The 16462-nt window shown below is 43.6% G+C and carries 17 protein-coding genes; 13 read left to right on the forward strand and 4 right to left on the reverse strand.

Going from position 1 to position 16462, the window contains the following annotated elements; translation table 11 throughout:
• Position 1 precedes the first annotated feature (1 nt).
• From ACFSMW_RS07000 to rpsR, 5 genes are all read left to right on the forward strand, one after another.
• Complete coding sequence (locus ACFSMW_RS07000; RefSeq protein WP_390354277.1) at positions 2 to 184, forward strand: DUF951 domain-containing protein; 183 nt, start codon at positions 2 to 4, stop codon at positions 182 to 184.
• Positions 185 to 432: 248 nt separating this feature from the next.
• Complete coding sequence (ychF, locus tag ACFSMW_RS07005; RefSeq protein ID WP_390354279.1) at positions 433 to 1533, forward strand: redox-regulated ATPase YchF; 1101 nt, start codon at positions 433 to 435, stop codon at positions 1531 to 1533.
• A 199-nt stretch (positions 1534 to 1732) separates the two neighbouring features.
• Positions 1733 to 2023: a 30S ribosomal protein S6 gene (rpsF, locus tag ACFSMW_RS07010; RefSeq protein WP_390354281.1), complete on the forward strand. Its 291-nt coding sequence runs from the start codon at positions 1733 to 1735 to the stop codon at positions 2021 to 2023.
• 15 nt (positions 2024 to 2038) lie between these two features.
• On the forward strand, positions 2039 to 2545 hold the full coding sequence (ssb, locus tag ACFSMW_RS07015; RefSeq protein ID WP_390354283.1) for a single-stranded DNA-binding protein: 507 nt from the start codon (positions 2039 to 2041) through the stop codon (positions 2543 to 2545).
• A 137-nt stretch (positions 2546 to 2682) separates the two neighbouring features.
• On the forward strand, positions 2683 to 2913 hold the full coding sequence (gene rpsR / locus ACFSMW_RS07020; protein ID WP_390354285.1) for a 30S ribosomal protein S18: 231 nt from the start codon (positions 2683 to 2685) through the stop codon (positions 2911 to 2913).
• Between the two features lie 244 nt (positions 2914 to 3157).
• On the opposite strand, the gene ACFSMW_RS07025 is transcribed toward rpsR, so the two are convergent.
• The 3 genes from ACFSMW_RS07025 to modA all read right to left on the reverse strand — a co-directional run bounded on the left by ACFSMW_RS07025 (position 3158) and on the right by modA (position 5391).
• Positions 3158 to 3772: a sulfate/molybdate ABC transporter ATP-binding protein gene (locus ACFSMW_RS07025; protein ID WP_390354287.1), complete on the reverse strand. Its 615-nt coding sequence runs from the start codon at positions 3770 to 3772 to the stop codon at positions 3158 to 3160.
• Positions 3773 to 3864: 92 nt separating this feature from the next.
• Complete coding sequence (gene modB, locus ACFSMW_RS07030) at positions 3865 to 4572, reverse strand: molybdate ABC transporter permease subunit (protein ID WP_390354751.1); 708 nt, start codon at positions 4570 to 4572, stop codon at positions 3865 to 3867.
• A 24-nt stretch (positions 4573 to 4596) separates the two neighbouring features.
• Entirely contained in the window at positions 4597 to 5391 is a 795-nt protein-coding gene (gene modA / locus ACFSMW_RS07035) for a molybdate ABC transporter substrate-binding protein (protein ID WP_390354288.1), read from the reverse strand.
• A 95-nt stretch (positions 5392 to 5486) separates the two neighbouring features.
• Here modA and ACFSMW_RS07040 point away from each other — a divergent pair, with 95 nt between their 5' ends.
• Positions 5487 to 6407 carry a substrate-binding domain-containing protein gene (locus ACFSMW_RS07040; protein ID WP_390354290.1) on the forward strand — a complete coding sequence of 307 codons (921 nt, stop codon included), beginning with the start codon at positions 5487 to 5489 and terminating at the stop codon, positions 6405 to 6407.
• Here ACFSMW_RS07040 and ACFSMW_RS07045 read toward each other — a convergent pair.
• Positions 6391 to 6891, reverse strand: a complete 501-nt coding sequence (locus ACFSMW_RS07045) for a hypothetical protein (RefSeq protein WP_390354292.1) — start codon at positions 6889 to 6891, stop codon at positions 6391 to 6393. The two genes, ACFSMW_RS07040 and ACFSMW_RS07045, sit on opposite strands and share 17 nt — an antisense overlap.
• 323 nt (positions 6892 to 7214) lie before the next feature.
• Here ACFSMW_RS07045 and ACFSMW_RS07050 point away from each other — a divergent pair, with 323 nt between their 5' ends.
• The 7 genes from ACFSMW_RS07050 (at position 7215) to ACFSMW_RS07080 (ending at position 16460) form a co-directional block, all read left to right on the forward strand.
• Complete coding sequence (locus tag ACFSMW_RS07050; RefSeq protein ID WP_390354294.1) at positions 7215 to 8162, forward strand: YybS family protein; 948 nt, start codon at positions 7215 to 7217, stop codon at positions 8160 to 8162.
• A 182-nt stretch (positions 8163 to 8344) separates the two neighbouring features.
• A complete protein-coding gene (locus tag ACFSMW_RS07055; protein WP_390354295.1) occupies positions 8345 to 10321 on the forward strand; it encodes a DHH family phosphoesterase in 1977 nt (658 codons plus the stop codon).
• On the forward strand, positions 10318 to 10761 hold the full coding sequence (gene rplI / locus ACFSMW_RS07060) for a 50S ribosomal protein L9 (RefSeq protein WP_390354297.1): 444 nt from the start codon (positions 10318 to 10320) through the stop codon (positions 10759 to 10761). Before ACFSMW_RS07055 ends, rplI begins: the two co-directional genes overlap by 4 nt.
• 208 nt (positions 10762 to 10969) lie before the next feature.
• Positions 10970 to 12334: a replicative DNA helicase gene (gene dnaB / locus ACFSMW_RS07065; protein ID WP_390354753.1), complete on the forward strand. Its 1365-nt coding sequence runs from the start codon at positions 10970 to 10972 to the stop codon at positions 12332 to 12334.
• A gap of 255 nt (positions 12335 to 12589) precedes the next feature.
• On the forward strand, positions 12590 to 13294 hold the full coding sequence (yycF, locus tag ACFSMW_RS07070) for a response regulator YycF (RefSeq protein WP_390354299.1): 705 nt from the start codon (positions 12590 to 12592) through the stop codon (positions 13292 to 13294).
• A gap of 5 nt (positions 13295 to 13299) precedes the next feature.
• Positions 13300 to 15147, forward strand: coding sequence for a cell wall metabolism sensor histidine kinase WalK (walK, locus tag ACFSMW_RS07075; RefSeq protein WP_390354301.1), 1848 nt, complete (start codon positions 13300 to 13302; stop codon positions 15145 to 15147).
• The gene (locus ACFSMW_RS07080; protein ID WP_390354303.1) at positions 15144 to 16460 is read left to right on the forward strand and encodes a YycH family regulatory protein; all 1317 of its coding nucleotides are present in this window, start codon (positions 15144 to 15146) and stop codon (positions 16458 to 16460) included. Before walK ends, ACFSMW_RS07080 begins: the two co-directional genes overlap by 4 nt.
• The last annotated feature ends 2 nt before the right edge of the window (positions 16461 to 16462 follow it).

Consider the following 16462-nt stretch of genomic DNA (forward strand, 5'->3'; position numbering starts at 1 on the left):
TATGGCAGACAAGGAATTTGCATTAAATGACGAGGTGCAAATGAAAAAACCTCATCCTTGTGGTGAAAACCGCTGGAAAATCATCCGTATGGGAATGGATATACGTATTAAATGTCTCGGGTGCGGACACAGTGTTATGCTGCCGCGCAGGGAATTCACCAAGAAACTGAAGAAAGTTTATTAAGCATTATCACAATCAATGCACACTTTTGTAAAAATAGTATAAATGGACTATTGTTTTAAAAAATGATATGATTATGATGCAAGTATAGAGAAATAGACAATGTAATAGGGTAAACATGAAAAATAGGCGCTGATTCAGTGCCTATTTTTCGTTTTTCGTTACTTGTCTTATGTTTTCGTTAACTCTATAATGATGTTAGTGACACAGAGCTCATATGAGTGGCAACCCTTAAGGAGTGAAAAAATCACATGTCTTTGACAGCAGGAATAGTTGGACTTCCCAATGTGGGGAAATCCACGCTTTTCAATGCGATTACCCAGGCTGGTGCTGAATCAGCAAACTACCCATTTTGTACAATTGACCCGAATGTGGGTATTGTGGAAGTACCTGATGATCGCTTAGATAAATTAACTGAATTGGTTCATCCGAAAAAAACGATACCAACAGCGTTCGAGTTCACTGATATCGCCGGTATTGTTAAAGGTGCCAGCAAAGGTGAGGGGCTAGGCAACCAATTTTTGTCCCATATCCGCCAAGTTGACGCTATTTGTCAAGTTGTGCGCTGTTTTTCAGATGAGAATATTACCCACGTTTCCGGAAAAATCGATCCGGTCGATGATATTGAAATTATTAATCTGGAACTGATTTTGGCAGATCTGGAAACGATCAATAAACGAATTCAACGTGTGGAAAAGCTTGCCAGACAGAAGGATAAAGAAGCTGTCGCAGAATTTACCGTGCTGGAAAAACTGAAGGATGCGCTGGAAGCCGAAAAACCGGCGCGTGCAGTTGAATTTTCCGAAGAACAGAGAAAGATCGTGAAGGGATTGCATTTGCTGACTGCCAAACCGATGCTTTATGTGGCTAATGTCAGTGAAGATGAAATTGCAGATCCAGAGACTAATGACAATGTAAAGAAAGTACAGGCATATGCAGCCGGGGAAAATTCTGAAGTTATTGTCATCTGTGCTAAAATCGAAGCAGAAATTGCTGAACTTGATGCGGAAGAGAAAGAAATGTTCTTGGAAGAGCTTGGTATCGCAGAGTCTGGACTCGATCAACTGATTAAAGCATCTTATCATCTTCTTGGTCTTGCTACTTATTTCACAGCAGGAGAACAAGAAGTACGTGCATGGACGTTTAAAAAAGGCATTAAGGCACCACAGGCAGCAGGTATCATCCATACAGACTTCGAACGGGGATTCATCCGTGCGGAGACAGTTTCCTATGAGGATCTTATCGAGGCAGGATCGATGATGCATGCCAGAGAAAAAGGCAAAGTAAGATTGGAAGGAAAAGAGTATATCGTTCAAGATGGCGATGTCATGCATTTCCGTTTTAATGTTTAAGAAGGATGCCAGAGAGATAACTGGCGGCTAGCATAACCGCAAGTTAATTAAAAATCACGTAAAGTAGACAGGATCCCTTTAAACAACTTGTCATCCAGTAAATTATTTGCTATAATATACTATCGTGAGTAATGAAACTAAATTACTCCTTGCTCTTATGAAACATAAGGGCCGCTAAGACCAGAAGGAGGTGCTACGGATGAGAAAATATGAAATCATGTACATCATCCGCCCAGACATGGAGGAAGAAGCGCAGACAAGCTTGATGGAGCGTTTCAACAAAATCCTGACTGATAATGGGGCGGAGATTGAAAAAGTTGATGATAAAGGCAAGCGTCGTCTTGCATATGAAATCAACAAATACCGTGATGGACATTATGTTGTTATCAATTTCAGCGGTGATGAAGCAGCTGTCAACGAATTTGACCGCCAGGCTAAATTCTCTGAAGACATCATTCGCCATATTGCGGTACGTGATGATGAACAATAATAAGGGGTGGTTCTGATGTTAAATCGTGTCGTACTTGTCGGCAGGTTGACAAAGGATCCTGATCTGCGTTATACACCAAGCGGTGTCGCTGTTGCTAATTTCACGGTTGCATGTAATAGACCTTTTACCAATCAGCAGGGAAATCGGGAAGCTGATTTCATCAATTGCGTCATTTGGCGCAGACCAGCTGAAAACCTTGCCAACTATATGAAAAAAGGCGGTTTAATCGGCGTAGACGGCCGTATTCAAACACGTAATTTTGATGGGCAAGACGGCAAAAGAGTCTATGTGACTGAAGTCGTTGCAGACAGTGTGCAGTTTTTGGAAAGTAAGGGAGCTGGGCAATCACAAGGCGGTCCGCAGGGCGGCTTTGGAAATGATTTCGGCTCAAACTCAAACTATGATCAAAATCGCAATCAGAACAATCAAATGAACCCGAATCGAAATCAGAGTCCGATGGATGATCCATTCAAGGATAGTGGAGAGCCAATTGATATTTCAGACGATGATTTACCGTTTTAGAATAAAGGCATAGGCGCCCAATACCAGCATACCCCATATCGGGTCAAAGTGTGCGAAGTGGCGGGCTCAGAAGCCTGAATATAGCTGTTGCTGCGGAGGCAGGCAACTTAAATCAAAATGGAAATGGAGGGATACACATGGCTCGTCGCGGTGGACGTGCAAAACGTCGTAAGGTATGCTATTTCACTGCAAATGGCATCACTCATATTGATTATAAAGATGTTGAATTGCTGAAGCGTTTCGTATCCGATCGTGGAAAGATTCTTCCTCGTCGTGTAACAGGAACTTCAGCAAAATATCAGCGTAAATTGACTAGAGCAATCAAACGCGCACGCCAAATGGCTTTGCTGCCGTTTGTCGCTGAATAAGGCATACAGATAATACCGGCTATGCTTCAGTTCATCTGGAAGATGATCTGGGGCATAACCGGTATTTTGTATTCATGGACAAGAAGTATAGCATACACTCCTTCCCTCCTACTCGAAATAAAACGAGACATAGCCCCTGGCGCAGGGTATATGCCTCGTTTTTTCAGAAGCCGAAGGGATCGGCTTAAACAGTATTTTCTATCCCACGAACTGCAGCTAAGTGTATAGACAGTGAACATGCGTATTATGTGAACCTTCCCTCCTGCATGTACAGGATCCGGTCCCCAAGCTTTTCGGCTTCTTGATGACTATGAGTCACCATGATAATTGGTATATGCCATAGCCGATGCAGCCGGATCAGTTCAGCATGGCTTTTCTGTTTTGTTTCATCATCCAGTGCCGAAAATGGCTCGTCCAGCAAAAGCAGTTTTGGTTCAGTTGCAAGGGCACGGGCGAGAGCGACACGCTGTTTTTCCCCGCCAGAGATTTCTCCAGGATAATGGTCTTGCAGATGACGTATATGTAACTCTGCCATCAGTTGATCCGCTAACGTTTGTTTCTTCATACCATAAGCTATATTTTTCCTTACAGTCATGTGTGGGAATAACGCATAATCCTGGAATAAATAGCCGATATGACGATACTGGGGAGCGATATTCACTTTTTTGGAGGTGAACAAATCCATGCCATTCAAGGAGATGTGTCCATCATCTGGTTTGGACAGCCCGGCAAGACAGTTTAGAATTGTCGTTTTACCTGAACCGGAGGGACCGAACAGTACCACTATCTCGTCTCTGACAGTAAAATTGACATCCAGCTTAAAATGAGAAAGCTGTTTTCGTATGTTTGCACCAAGCAAGTGCACACCCCTCTCTTTATCGCAAGTGGGCTTGCCCCATTGCTTTATCACTGTATTACATTAATGCATTATCATGGTGGGGCCCCGCTGTTCTATCGTTTCTTCCATTTATCTGGGCGAGGACCTGCTCCTCTATGGTGACGCATCAGGCTGCGGCGTGACCACCAGTTGAGCCAAAGGATGGCGGAGAATCCAAGGGCGATGATAATGACGACCCAGAATGTGGCCATTTGCATATCGCCGGATTCAACGGCGAAATAAATAGCGAGCGGGATAGTGTCCGTAACATTCGGGATATAGCCGGCAAGCATCAGGGTTGCACCAAATTCCCCCAATGCTCTGGCAAACGTCAAGACAAGTCCTGCTAAAAGCCCGGGCCATGCCAACGGGAAAGAAATCGTCCAGAATACTCTCCATTTGGAAGCTCCCATTGTATAAGCTGCTGATTCCACATTTGCGTCAAATTTTTCAAATGCCGCTGCAGCACTCTGATACATCAGTGGAAAGGCAACAACAATTGCTGCGATCAACACAGCCCACCAGGAAAAAACTATTTGAAAATCAAACCATTGCAACAATAGTTTGCCGATAGGGCCGTTCTTGCCAAAAAAATACAGAAGCGCAAAGCCGACAACTGTGGGCGGCAGCACGAGTGGCAGCATAATGATGGCTTCTATAATACCTTTTCCGAAAAAAGAATTTCTTGCTAAAAGCCGTGCCAGAAAAACGCCAATGATGAAAACAATTACTGTGGCAATTCCAGCTGTCTCAAATGATAACCATAAAGGATGCCAATTGATCTCATTCATGTGGACTCACCTTACTCATTTTTGAAAACCATACGCTTCCAGAATTTTTTGTGCCTCATCTGACTGCAAGTATGTCATGAATTCTTTTGCTTCTTTCTTATGCTTTGACTCAGATGTCACCGCCCCTGGATAAATGATTGGATCGTGCAAATCCTGGTCTGCTGTTGCAAGAATCTTAATTTTATCGGAAATTTTTGCGTCACTTTCATATACAAATCCGATGTCTGTGTTTCCGGTTTCTACATAAGAAAGAACTTGGCGAACATCTTTGGCCTGGACTACTTTTGGGGATAATGTATCCCAAAGATGCGAGTTTTCCAATGTTTGTTTGGTATATTTCCCGGCAGGTACGCTTTCCGGGTTTCCAATGGCGACCTGATCGATTTTTTTCGGATCGATATCTGCTATGGATGATATGTCGTAATCACTATCTTTGCCGGTAATCATCACGATCCGGTTGCCTGTGATGTCTTTACGCGTATCGGAAATGATATCCTGGTCTTTTTCCAGGGTATCCATCCAATCCTCGTTTGCAGAAATAAATATATCTGCTGGGGCCCCCTGCTGTATTTGCTGGGCAAGGGTTCCTGAGCCCGCCAGATTAAATTTCAAGTCTACTGCATGATCCTTTTCATACTGTTTTTTCATCTTCTCCAATGCATCTGTCAAGCTGACTGCTGCTGATACAGTGAGAGGAACTTTTTCATTATTGCTGCTACTGGTTTCAGTTGAAGTATTGTCTTTATTACTACTACAACCGGAAACAATTAATGGTACAATAAGCAGTAATAATAATATGAGTCTTTTCATATGTATAACCCCTTTACAATAAGTTATATTTAATTATATCTAATTATAACTAAATATAACTAGTTATCAAGTAATACTGAAAATGAGGTGAAAAAGTGGCGGCAAATATATCATATACAACTGATGAGCTTGCACAAATGCTCAAAGTATCCAAGCTGACCATTTATGATTTGATTAAAAAAGGAGAATTGCAGGCATATAGGGTTGGCAGGCAAATGCGCGTTGATGCTGGTGAACTGGAAGATTACAAGGTTCGAAGTAAAGAAACTCCCCAGGAAATCAAGACAGCGGATGGGGGACAAGAAGATAAAAACAATACAAGCCAAATTGTAATCAGCGGGCAAGATGGCAGTCTGGATATATTGGCAAGACATCTGGAAAAGGATACCGTATATCGGCCGCTTCGCTCTTATACTGGCAGTTTGGACAGCCTGATCGCCATGTATAAGGGAGAGACGCACATTGTCAGTACACATCTTTTTGACGGGGAAACACTGCAATACAATATTCCATATGTACGAAAGCTCTTAGTCAGCAAACCTTTCATAGTCGTACGGTTCCTCCAGCGGGAAATCGGTTTTTATACGGCTATAGGAAACCCGAAAAACATCCAAGACTGGGCGGATCTGGCACGAAAAGACGTCATGCTTGTCAATCGTGAACCGGGCGCCGGAGCGAGGGTGCTGCTGGATGAAAAGCTTCGGCTGGCTGGTATCAATCGCCGACAGGTACACGGCTACGATAATGAGCAAATGAGTCATCAGGATGTGGCTGCTGCAGTAGCAGCTGGAAAAAGTGATGTTGGCATCGGCATCAAACAGGTGGCAACATCAGCCAATATCCAGTTTGTGCCGCTGCTGACAGAAAACTATGATTTGGTCATGCTGGCGGACAAATTCCACCTGCCGTTGGCTGATAAAGTGCTGGAACTGCTGCAGCAGGCTGACTTTCGCGAGCGCCTGGCATCACTCGGCTACCAGATAAAAGATATTGGAAAAATCATTTGGCAGCAGTAGCCTTGTTTCGACGTTTCGGAAACACGGTAATATTCTTGATCATAAACAACAGACTGATCGGGATGAAAAGCCAAAGCCATTTTTCATTGATAGGATAAGTCAAGGCAATAATGGTATACAGTAGAAAAGGGATGGTCGTTGTGGCTGCGGTAAGCTTCCACAATAGAGAATACTTCACTTTCCTGTGCAGCAGCTTGCAAATTCCTGTTGCTGCATAGGCGATGCCTGATAATAATAAACAAATGATGATTACTAACGGCAAATAAGAAAAAATCAGGAAATATACAAGTTGAAAGGCAAGATGAATCTGTGCCATTTTCTCAAAGGGATCGGCGCGGACCCCAATAAAAGCCGGAATGGAGACAATTGCCAGCAAGAGAAGCATATAAATCAACATCATATCCATACCGGTCCGATTTAAACGGAACATTGCCTGTTTGTTCGGCAGTCTCAGGCTGTCTGTCCATATTTTCCATAAAGTCATTCCAATCACCTGCTCATTAAAATACTACTTGTCTTTCTTATTATATAGGAGTTGGCTGGCAGAAGGCAGTATATTGCGTTGTTATCCCACAACAATGCAGTCTCTTTGGAACAGTGCCCCAACCATAAATTGGCACATTCCATTTATGATCATATCACTTTGTATATCACAGAATATTCCTAAAAACAAAGTGTCACCTGCTTCCATTTGCTTTAATGTGCATGTTAGAAGCTATTTGACCAGCCCTTTGCGTTTCCAAAAAGCTCAGTAGTCGTGTTATCATATGATATATATGTAATTGTAAATCAATCAGAGGTGTAGCAATGAATCAAACGAAAAAACTTACGGATGGGGCAATGATGACCGTCATGTATCTGGTACTGCTGGTCGCATCTTTTTTCATCCCCTATCTGGCGTTCGTCATCTATTTTTTATTGCCAGTTCCATTCATTATATATGCATACAGATATGACTGGAAGCCGGCCATTATCATGTTTGCCGCAGCAGCAATTCTTGCAAGTTTGTTTGCCACAGTATTCAGCCTTCCGATGACGATCACTACTGCACTTGGCGGGGTCATGATCGGTACAGCAATGCATCGTAAAACACCGGGATTTGAGACGTTGGCACGTGGAACCGTTGGATTTGTTATCGGTTTGCTGATGGCCTTCATGTTTGTCCAGACGATTTCCGGAGTGAATTTCAGCAAAGAATTTGATCAAGTACTGGAAGAATCGATCTCGAATGCACAGCAGTTTGCCGGAAAAATGGGCGGAGCATCCAGCGAAATGGATAAACAATTAGATTTATTGAAACAGCAATTCGAGGCATTTAAACTGCTTGTCCCTGCCATGCTTGTCATCGTTGGGCTATTTTATGCATGGATCAGCCAATTGCTGGGATATAAAATAATCAATCGAGTGGAACGGAAACAATTTCGCTTTCCGCCATTTCGCCAAATGAGATTCCCGGTTGCCATTGTCTGGATTTATTTTTTTGCTTTGGTGATTACGCTTTTCGGACCCGGCAAGCAAACCATTTTATACATCGGTGTTCAGAATGTCCTGTTTCTTGCGGGGACATTGATGGTTCTTCAGGGACTGTCCTTTGTGTTCTTTTACGCACATGAGAAAAAAATGCCAAAAGCACTGCCAATAATTGTTATCATATTGACCGTATTCTTCTCCACATTACTCCTTCCATTGGTGAGAATCCTTGGTATAATTGATATAGGATTCAATCTGCGGAATATGATGGAGAAAAAGAAGTGATTGAACATCCCTGGCGGCATTGGGCAGGCAGGAGAACAAGGAGTTATTTCCTGTACGCATGAGCAGCTGCAGGCGCTTTCGACAGCTCGGACTGACGCATGGCCAACAGATCGATTTGTCAGCGATAAGAGCAAATGATACCATAGTTTTTTAAGGTATCAACACAGGAGCTGAAAACAATTATGCCGGATTTTCAAAATAGACCAGGACTAGGCAAACATTTATGGACGATTTACGCGTTGTCCATCATGTTATTGCTTGTTATCTGGTATTATCAATGGATACTTGGCTTGGTAATGACACTTTTATTGTCTGTGTCATTCTATCTGAGTGTCCGGACGGAGCAAATCAAGAAAAATGAAACAGAGAGATATATTACGACATTATCCCACCGTGTCAAGAAAGTCGGAGAAGAGGCATTATTGGAAATGCCGATCGGGATCATCCTTTTCAGTGATGAATATCAGATCGAATGGACAAATAATTACTTGAACAGATTTTTTCCTGAAGAAGAAACATTAGTGAAAAAATCGCTCAATTTCATTTCGGAAGATCTTATACCTGCCATTAATGAGAACAAAAGCGAAGTTTGGGTGATGCTTGATGGATATGCATTTGAAACAAGCATCAATAAAGAAGAACGGTTGCTATATTTCTTTGACCGTACCGAGCAGGCGGAGATCCAAGAAAGATATGAAAATGAGAAAACGGTGCTGGCGTTCATATATTTGGATAATTATGATGAAGTAACACAAAATCTCGATGATACAACAAAAAGCCAGCTGAACACAGAAGTCACTTCCGTGCTGAACAACTGGGCAATGAAAAATGGTCTTTATTTAAAGCGTACATCACAGGAAAGATTCATGGCTGTCGGTTCGATTGAAATTTTACAGCAGTTGGAAAAAGACAAATTCAACATTCTTGATACAGTCAGAGAGATCCACACGGATCAGAATATCCCGCTTACCATCAGTATCGGGTTAGGTGTCGGAAGCAACTCTTTGCCAGTCCTTGGAGAATTGGCACAGTCCAGTCTTGATTTAGCCCTTGGGCGTGGCGGCGATCAAACAGCGATTAAAGACGATACCGGAAAAGTACGGTTTTATGGCGGGAAAACGAACCCGATGGAAAAACGTACAAGAGTCAGGGCAAGAGTTATTTCCCATGCATTGATCGGTCTGGTGCAAGCTAGTGATAAAGTAATCATTATGGGTCATAAATCTCCGGATATGGATGCAATCGGCGCTGCCATCGGCATATTGAACATTGCTGAGCTCAACGGTGTCGACGGGTTTATCGTCTTCGACAAAGATGATGTCAATGACGGGCTATACCGTATGATGGAAGCAGTCAAACAGGATAAGGAACTGTGGAATAATTTTATCAGCCCGGATGAAGCGGAAGAAATCATCACAAGAAAAAGCTTGATTGTGGTAGTTGATTGCAACAAGCCATCCATGGTCGCTGATTCACGACTGCTTGGCAAAACGGAATATAAAATCGTGATCGACCACCATCGGCGCGGGGAGGATTTCATAGAGAATCCGACCCTCGTATATATGGAACCATACGCGTCATCGACAGCCGAGCTGGTGACAGAACTGCTTGAATACCAGCCAAAGGGCAGAAAGTTGAAAATGATTGAGGCGACAGCCTTGCTTGCAGGTATCATTGTTGATACGAAAAGCTTTACGCTTCGTACGGGATCGCGGACATTCGATGCCGCGTCCTATCTGCGCTCCAAAGGGGCTGATACAGTTCTTGTGCAAAAGTTCATGAAGGAAGATATGGATATATTCGTAAAACGAAGCAAGCTGATCGAACGTGCGGAAATGTATCGTAACACTATCGCTATTTCAGCAGCTCCCGATGATATGATCTGTGACAATGTCCTCATTGCACAAGCGGCTGATACACTGCTGACAATGAACGGCGTGGAAGCAGCATTTGTCATCTCCAACCGTAAAGATGGAAAAGTCGGCATCAGTGCTCGTTCATTAGGGGAAATCAATGTACAGATCGTGATGGAAAAAATGAATGGCGGCGGCCATTTAACAAATGCCGCCACACAAATGGAAGATACGACCATCGAAAATGCAAAACAATTGCTGAAGGATATTTTAGATGAATATGCTGAGGGGAGAGACGAAGAATGAAAGTAATTTTTATGAAGGATGTTAAGGGAAAAGGTAAAAAAGGTGAAGTAAAAAATGTTTCAGACGGATATGCACGCAATTATTTGTTGAAAAATAATATTGCTGTCGAGGCCACTCCTGGCAACATGAAAGGCCTGGAAGCACAAAAACGCAAACAGAAACAGCTGGAACAAGAAGAAAAAGAAGCAGCTATGACGCTGAAAGACAAACTGGCAGAATTGACAGTGGAAATTCAGGCGAAATCCGGGGAAGGCAAATTGTTTGGCTCCATTACGAGCAAGCAGATTGCTGAAGCACTTCAGAAGGAACATGGCTATAAACTGGATAAAAGAAAGATAGAATTGGATCAGCCAATCAAATCACTGGGATATACAGTCGTCCCTGTCAAATTACATCCAGAAGTTTCCGGTTCCATTAAGGTTCATGTAGTAGAAAAATAATAAATGAAGGCTGTTCAACAGGTCCGGTTTAAATGAGACATTGAACACCCCTTGAATGGATACACGAGACAGCTAGGTTCGACAATAGCTGGGCACCCGCTGTTCGTCGAATCTGGTTGTCTCTTACTTGTTTTGTTTGTGCCAGATGCAGCTGGACACGCATGTTCAAGCTGCAGCAATTGAAGGAGGCAATGGTGTTGTGAACGATATGAGTAATGATCGGGTCCCGCCACACAATATAGAAGCAGAGCAGTCCATCATTGGTGCCATCTTTTTAGAGCCTGAAGCCTTTTCCACTGCTTCAGAATCACTGGCTCCGGAAGATTTCTACCGGGCGGGCCATCAGCGGATTTTTGAAGTCATGCTGAAGCTTTCTGACCGTGGCGAGCCAATTGATTTGTTAACGGTGACTGCTGCATTGAAGGACAGCAAATTGCTGGAGGAAGTCGGCGGTGTTTCCTACTTGACAGAAGTTGCGGAAAGCGTGCCTACCGCGGCGAATATCGGTTACTATTGCAGAATTGTAGAAGAGAAAGCATTACTGCGCAGACTGATTCATACGGCTACGGATATCGTCACATCCACGTTTGCCAAAGAAGATGAAGTCGATGAGGTGCTGAACGAAGCTGAAAAGAATATCCTGGCTGTATCCGGCAAAAAAAACGCCGGTGCGTTCAAAGCAATCAAAGATGTACTGATTGATGTATATGACAGTATTGAACAGCTGCATAACCGCGATTCCGATGTCACCGGCATTGCGACGGGATTCCAGGATTTGGACCGGATCACCTCCGGCTTTCAGCGTAATGATCTTATCATCATCGCCGCACGCCCTTCTGTCGGGAAAACGGCATTCGCCTTGAATATTGCCCAAAATGTTGCTGTGAAAACGGATGAAAATGTTGCGATATTCAGTCTCGAGATGGGAGCGGAACAGCTGGTCCAGCGTATGCTTTGTGCAGAAGGCAACATCGACGCCCAGCGTTTACGTAACGGTCAGCTGCAGGGCGAGGACTGGGGAAAACTGACTATGGCTATGGGTTCCTTGTCTAATGCGGGAATTTATATCGATGATTCCGCTGGTATCCGGGTCAGTGAAATCCGTTCCAAATGCCGCCGCCTGAAGCAGGAACATGGCCTTGGCATGATAATGATAGACTACTTGCAGTTGATACAGGGAAGCGGCAGCTCCCGCGATAACCGGCAACAGGAAGTTTCTGAGATTTCAAGGTCATTAAAAGCATTGGCCCGAGAATTGAATGTGCCTGTTATTGCCCTGTCCCAGTTATCGCGTGGTGTCGAGCAGCGTCAGGACAAGCGTCCGATGATGTCGGACCTTCGTGAATCGGGCAGTATCGAGCAGGATGCGGATATTGTCGGTTTCCTATACAGGGATGATTACTATGATAAAGAATCAGAGAAACAGAACATTATAGAGATCATCATTTCCAAACAGCGTAACGGTCCGGTGGGCACCGTCGAGCTGGCATTCGTCAAAGAATATAATAAGTTCGTGGATCTGGATCACCGCTATGACTCGAGCGATGTACCTCCAGAGCCGATACATGCATAGTATGGATTGCACCCCAAATGTCAGACACAACATCTCACATTCGGTGGTGCTTTTCTTATCTCGCAGCTAAAATGCCACATATCGGAAATTATCGTCTATTAAAAGACATTTAGGTTAAAGTAATGTAAAATGAGACAAAGGGACAAGTATCATTTTTGTCCCGTCTATAAACTGGATGATTACGAACGGCATATGATAAATCTAATAACGAATGAATCGAATCATATAGGAAAATGACAAAAGGGGTTATGAAAAATGACATTGAAAATATTGGTCGTCGATGATGAACAGCCAATTGCTGATATTTTACGCTTTAATTTGGAAAAAGAAGGTTACGAAGTAGTTTGTGCTTATGATGGTGATGAGGCGGTAGCGCTAGCTGAGGAAGAGAAGCCTGATCTTGTTTTGCTTGATATCATGCTTCCAGGTAAGGATGGCAATGAGGTTTGCAGGGAAATCCGCAAAACCCAAAGCATGCCGATCATCATGCTGACTGCGAAAGACTCGGAAATCGATAAGGTTCTTGGACTTGAGCTTGGTGCAGATGATTATGTGACCAAACCATTTTCCAACAGGGAGCTGATCGCCAGAGTGAAAGCCAATCTGCGCAGACAGCAGCAAATGCCTGAAGAAGAAGAATTTGCGAACAAGGATATTGAAATCGGTCAGCTGGTCATCCATCCCGATGCCTACACTGTGTCAAGAGATGGAACGGAAATTGAACTCACTCATCGTGAATTTGAGCTTCTGCATTATCTCGCCCGCCATATCGGGCAGGTCATGACACGGGAACATCTGCTGGAAACGGTTTGGGGATATGATTACTTTGGCGATGTCCGTACAGTCGATGTGACAGTCAGAAGACTGCGCGAAAAAGTAGAGGAAAATCCGGGCACCCCTTCATGGATCGTTACCCGTCGTGGTGTCGGGTATTATTTGCGCAATCCTGAACAGGAGTAGGTTTTATGCATAAAATCGGCTTTTTTCGCTCGATTCAGCTAAAATTCATTCTTATCTATATTTTGTTATTGCTGGTGGCCGTGCAGGTCATCGGCTCGTACTTTGCCACCAAACTTGAAAAAGAACTGATTACCAATTTCAAGTCGAGTGTCAACGACCGGATTGAGCTGATGAGCTATAATTTGGAACAGGTTTTTAAAAAAGAACGACCGGAAACCCCAGAGGATTCACAAAATCCAGAAATGCCGACATTGGAACAGGAAGTACAGTCTGTCATCGATGATATCGACACGAAGGATTTTACGACCTTGCAGGTTGTCAATAGCCAGGGAAAGGTTCTTGGCACCAATGATACACTGAATTATGATATTGTCGGAAAAAAATCGACTGAAGATATTGTGCAATACGCACTCGGAGGATCCGACCAGGATAAAACATTCTATGACCCGCAGATCGACAGCCGTGTACTTGTGAAGGCAGTTCATATCAATGACAAAAATGGCGATGTCGCAGGGGCCATCTATATGGTGGTCTCCTTAAAAAGCGTGTATGACCAGCTGCAGAATATCAGCGAGATTTTCTTGAAAGCTTCTATTCTGGCTATCATTATTTCTGCCATTCTCGGAATATTAGTGGCACGGACAATCACCAAGCCGATCAAAGAAATGCGCAGACAGGCACAGACCATTGCACGCGGCGATTTTTCACAAAATGTCAACATCTATGGAACTGACGAAATCGGTCAGCTGGCTGTTTCTTTCAATGATATGAATGATCGCTTGCGCCATACGTACGCGATTGTCGAGGAAGAACAGCGCAAGCTCACTTCGGTGCTGGAAAACATGTCAGATGGTGTCATCGCAACGGATGTCAATGGCATCGTCACATTGATGAATGAGCCAGCTGCCATCCTGCTTGGAAAGAGCCCTGAAGATTGTAAGGGACGTTACTTGCTGGATATCGTGGAAATGAACAAGGAACAGCTGCACGTTGCAACAATGGCTGATCACGGTTCTGTCATTTTTGATTTTGGTGATGAAGAAAATGATTTGCTCATCCGGGCTAAATTCTCAACGGTTCTTGATGAGGATGAAGACACAGCAGCCTATATCCTTGTATTGAGTGATGTCACCGAACAGGAGAAAATCGAAGCAGAACGCAGAGAATTCGTTTCCAATGTGTCCCATGAATTGCGGACACCACTGACAACTATGCGCAGTTATATCGAAGCTTTGACAGATGGTGCCTGGCAGGACGAGTCAATTGCACCGCGTTTTTTGCAAGTGACACAAAATGAAACCGAGCGGATGATCCGCATGGTCAATGACCTGTTGCAGTTGTCCAAAATGGACAGCAGAGATTATAAGCTGGAACAGGAACGTGTTGATTTCATCGCATTTTTCCATGAGGTGATCGACCGGTTTGAAATGAACGTCCCTGAGCACATTTCTTTCAGTCGGGAATTGCCTCCGCAAAGAATGTTTGTGTGGATAGACAGGGATAAAATGATCCAGGTGCTGGACAATGTGATTTCTAATGCGATTAAATACTCTCCCGATGGCGGAAAAATCTATTTCAGGGCCATCAAGCAAAAGCACCGCATTCTGGCAAGCGTCGAGGATGAAGGAATGGGAATCCCATACGATAAAGTCGATAAGGTTTTCGAACGATTTTATCGTGCGGATAAAGCCAGAAGCCGCAAACTAGGCGGTACTGGCCTTGGATTGGCTATCTCCAAGGAACTCGTTGAAGCGCATCAGGGCGATATCTGGGCGAAAAGCAGAGAAGGAAAAGGAACGACAGTGTTTATCGCCTTGCCATTGATGGGCCGGGATCGGGGGGCCGGCAAATGAAATTCGAAGTTGTAAAATCGTATATTTTGGTTATCTTAGTCGGCATGAGCCTGCTGCTCACCTTCAATATCTGGAGCTATAAGTCTGATAATGAATTATTATTGGAGAAAAAAGGCCAGTACTTGAATGAAGCAGACTATTATATCGAAGGCGATGAGCAAAGCAAGCGTGACATTGTGATGCCAAGTGAAGTCATTTTTCAGCATCAGTCCAAACATTATGGGTACAAAAATCCGAAGAAAAGCCTGTCCATGTACAAAAATATGCAGACCTGGACATTATATGATTTTAAATTAAGGGATCTGGAAAAAGTCCCTAACGAAAAGTATCAGCTTGAATTCCGGTTCCCAACCGCTATTCCGATGGAGACTATCGGCAACCTGTTTCAATTTAATGATGATATTGAGACAGGAGCCCTCGGTTCATTCAAGCGCCTGTTCATCACTTTCAATCCAGATAAATATCTGTTAAGATTCCACTTTTTGTCGCTTGATGGAAGAAAAGAAGCGACAGCAGTAGTCAATGATGCAACAAAATATGATTATTTATGGAAGCTTATGTCCAATTTGAAAGGCATGCAGGAGCTGCAGGCTATCGGACCGGCGAATTTGCCAGTCTATTTTCCTTCTAATCCCGTGCAGATGAAAGAACATACTTTTTCTGTCAATAACACCAATCCGAAGAAACTGGTCAATGCATTATTCCCGGATCCCTCGTCTGTCAGAAGGAACGTTTCCAACGCGAATGAGGCATACTATACAGATGCTGGCCGGCAAATGAGAGTGTACCAGGATCGGCATGTGATGGATTATATCAATCCAAAACAAACGGATACGCACCGAATGACATTTTATGAACTGCTTGATAAAAGCATTCTTAACATCAATGAACATAAAGGCTGGACGGATGACTACTATTTGGACGGACTTAATGGTACGAATCATACAGTTACCTATTTGCTGCACTATGATGGTTATCCGGTCATCAGCCAGACTGGATTGGCAACTATTGAGCAGCAATGGCGCAACCAGGAATTATACCAGTATAAACGCCCGTTGTTCAGCATTAACAATTCGCTGAAGAGTGATACGGTAACCATACCTTCTGGAGCAACTGTGAAAGAATTTGTCAAAGAAAATTATAAGGAAGCAGATATATCGGATATCTCCATCGGCTACAGCATGAATTTTCAGCAGGAAGAAGCCTCTTCTTTCATTCTGCTGCTGGAGCCTGCTTGGTTTATCAAGTATGATGGACACTGGAAGGAAATAGATTTCACGGAAAATAAAGACGGCAATCCAGAGGTGAATTAGCA

The organism is Tigheibacillus halophilus (assembly GCF_042683165.1).
GTDB classification, from domain to species: Bacteria; Bacillota; Bacilli; order Bacillales; family Amphibacillaceae; genus Tigheibacillus; species Tigheibacillus halophilus.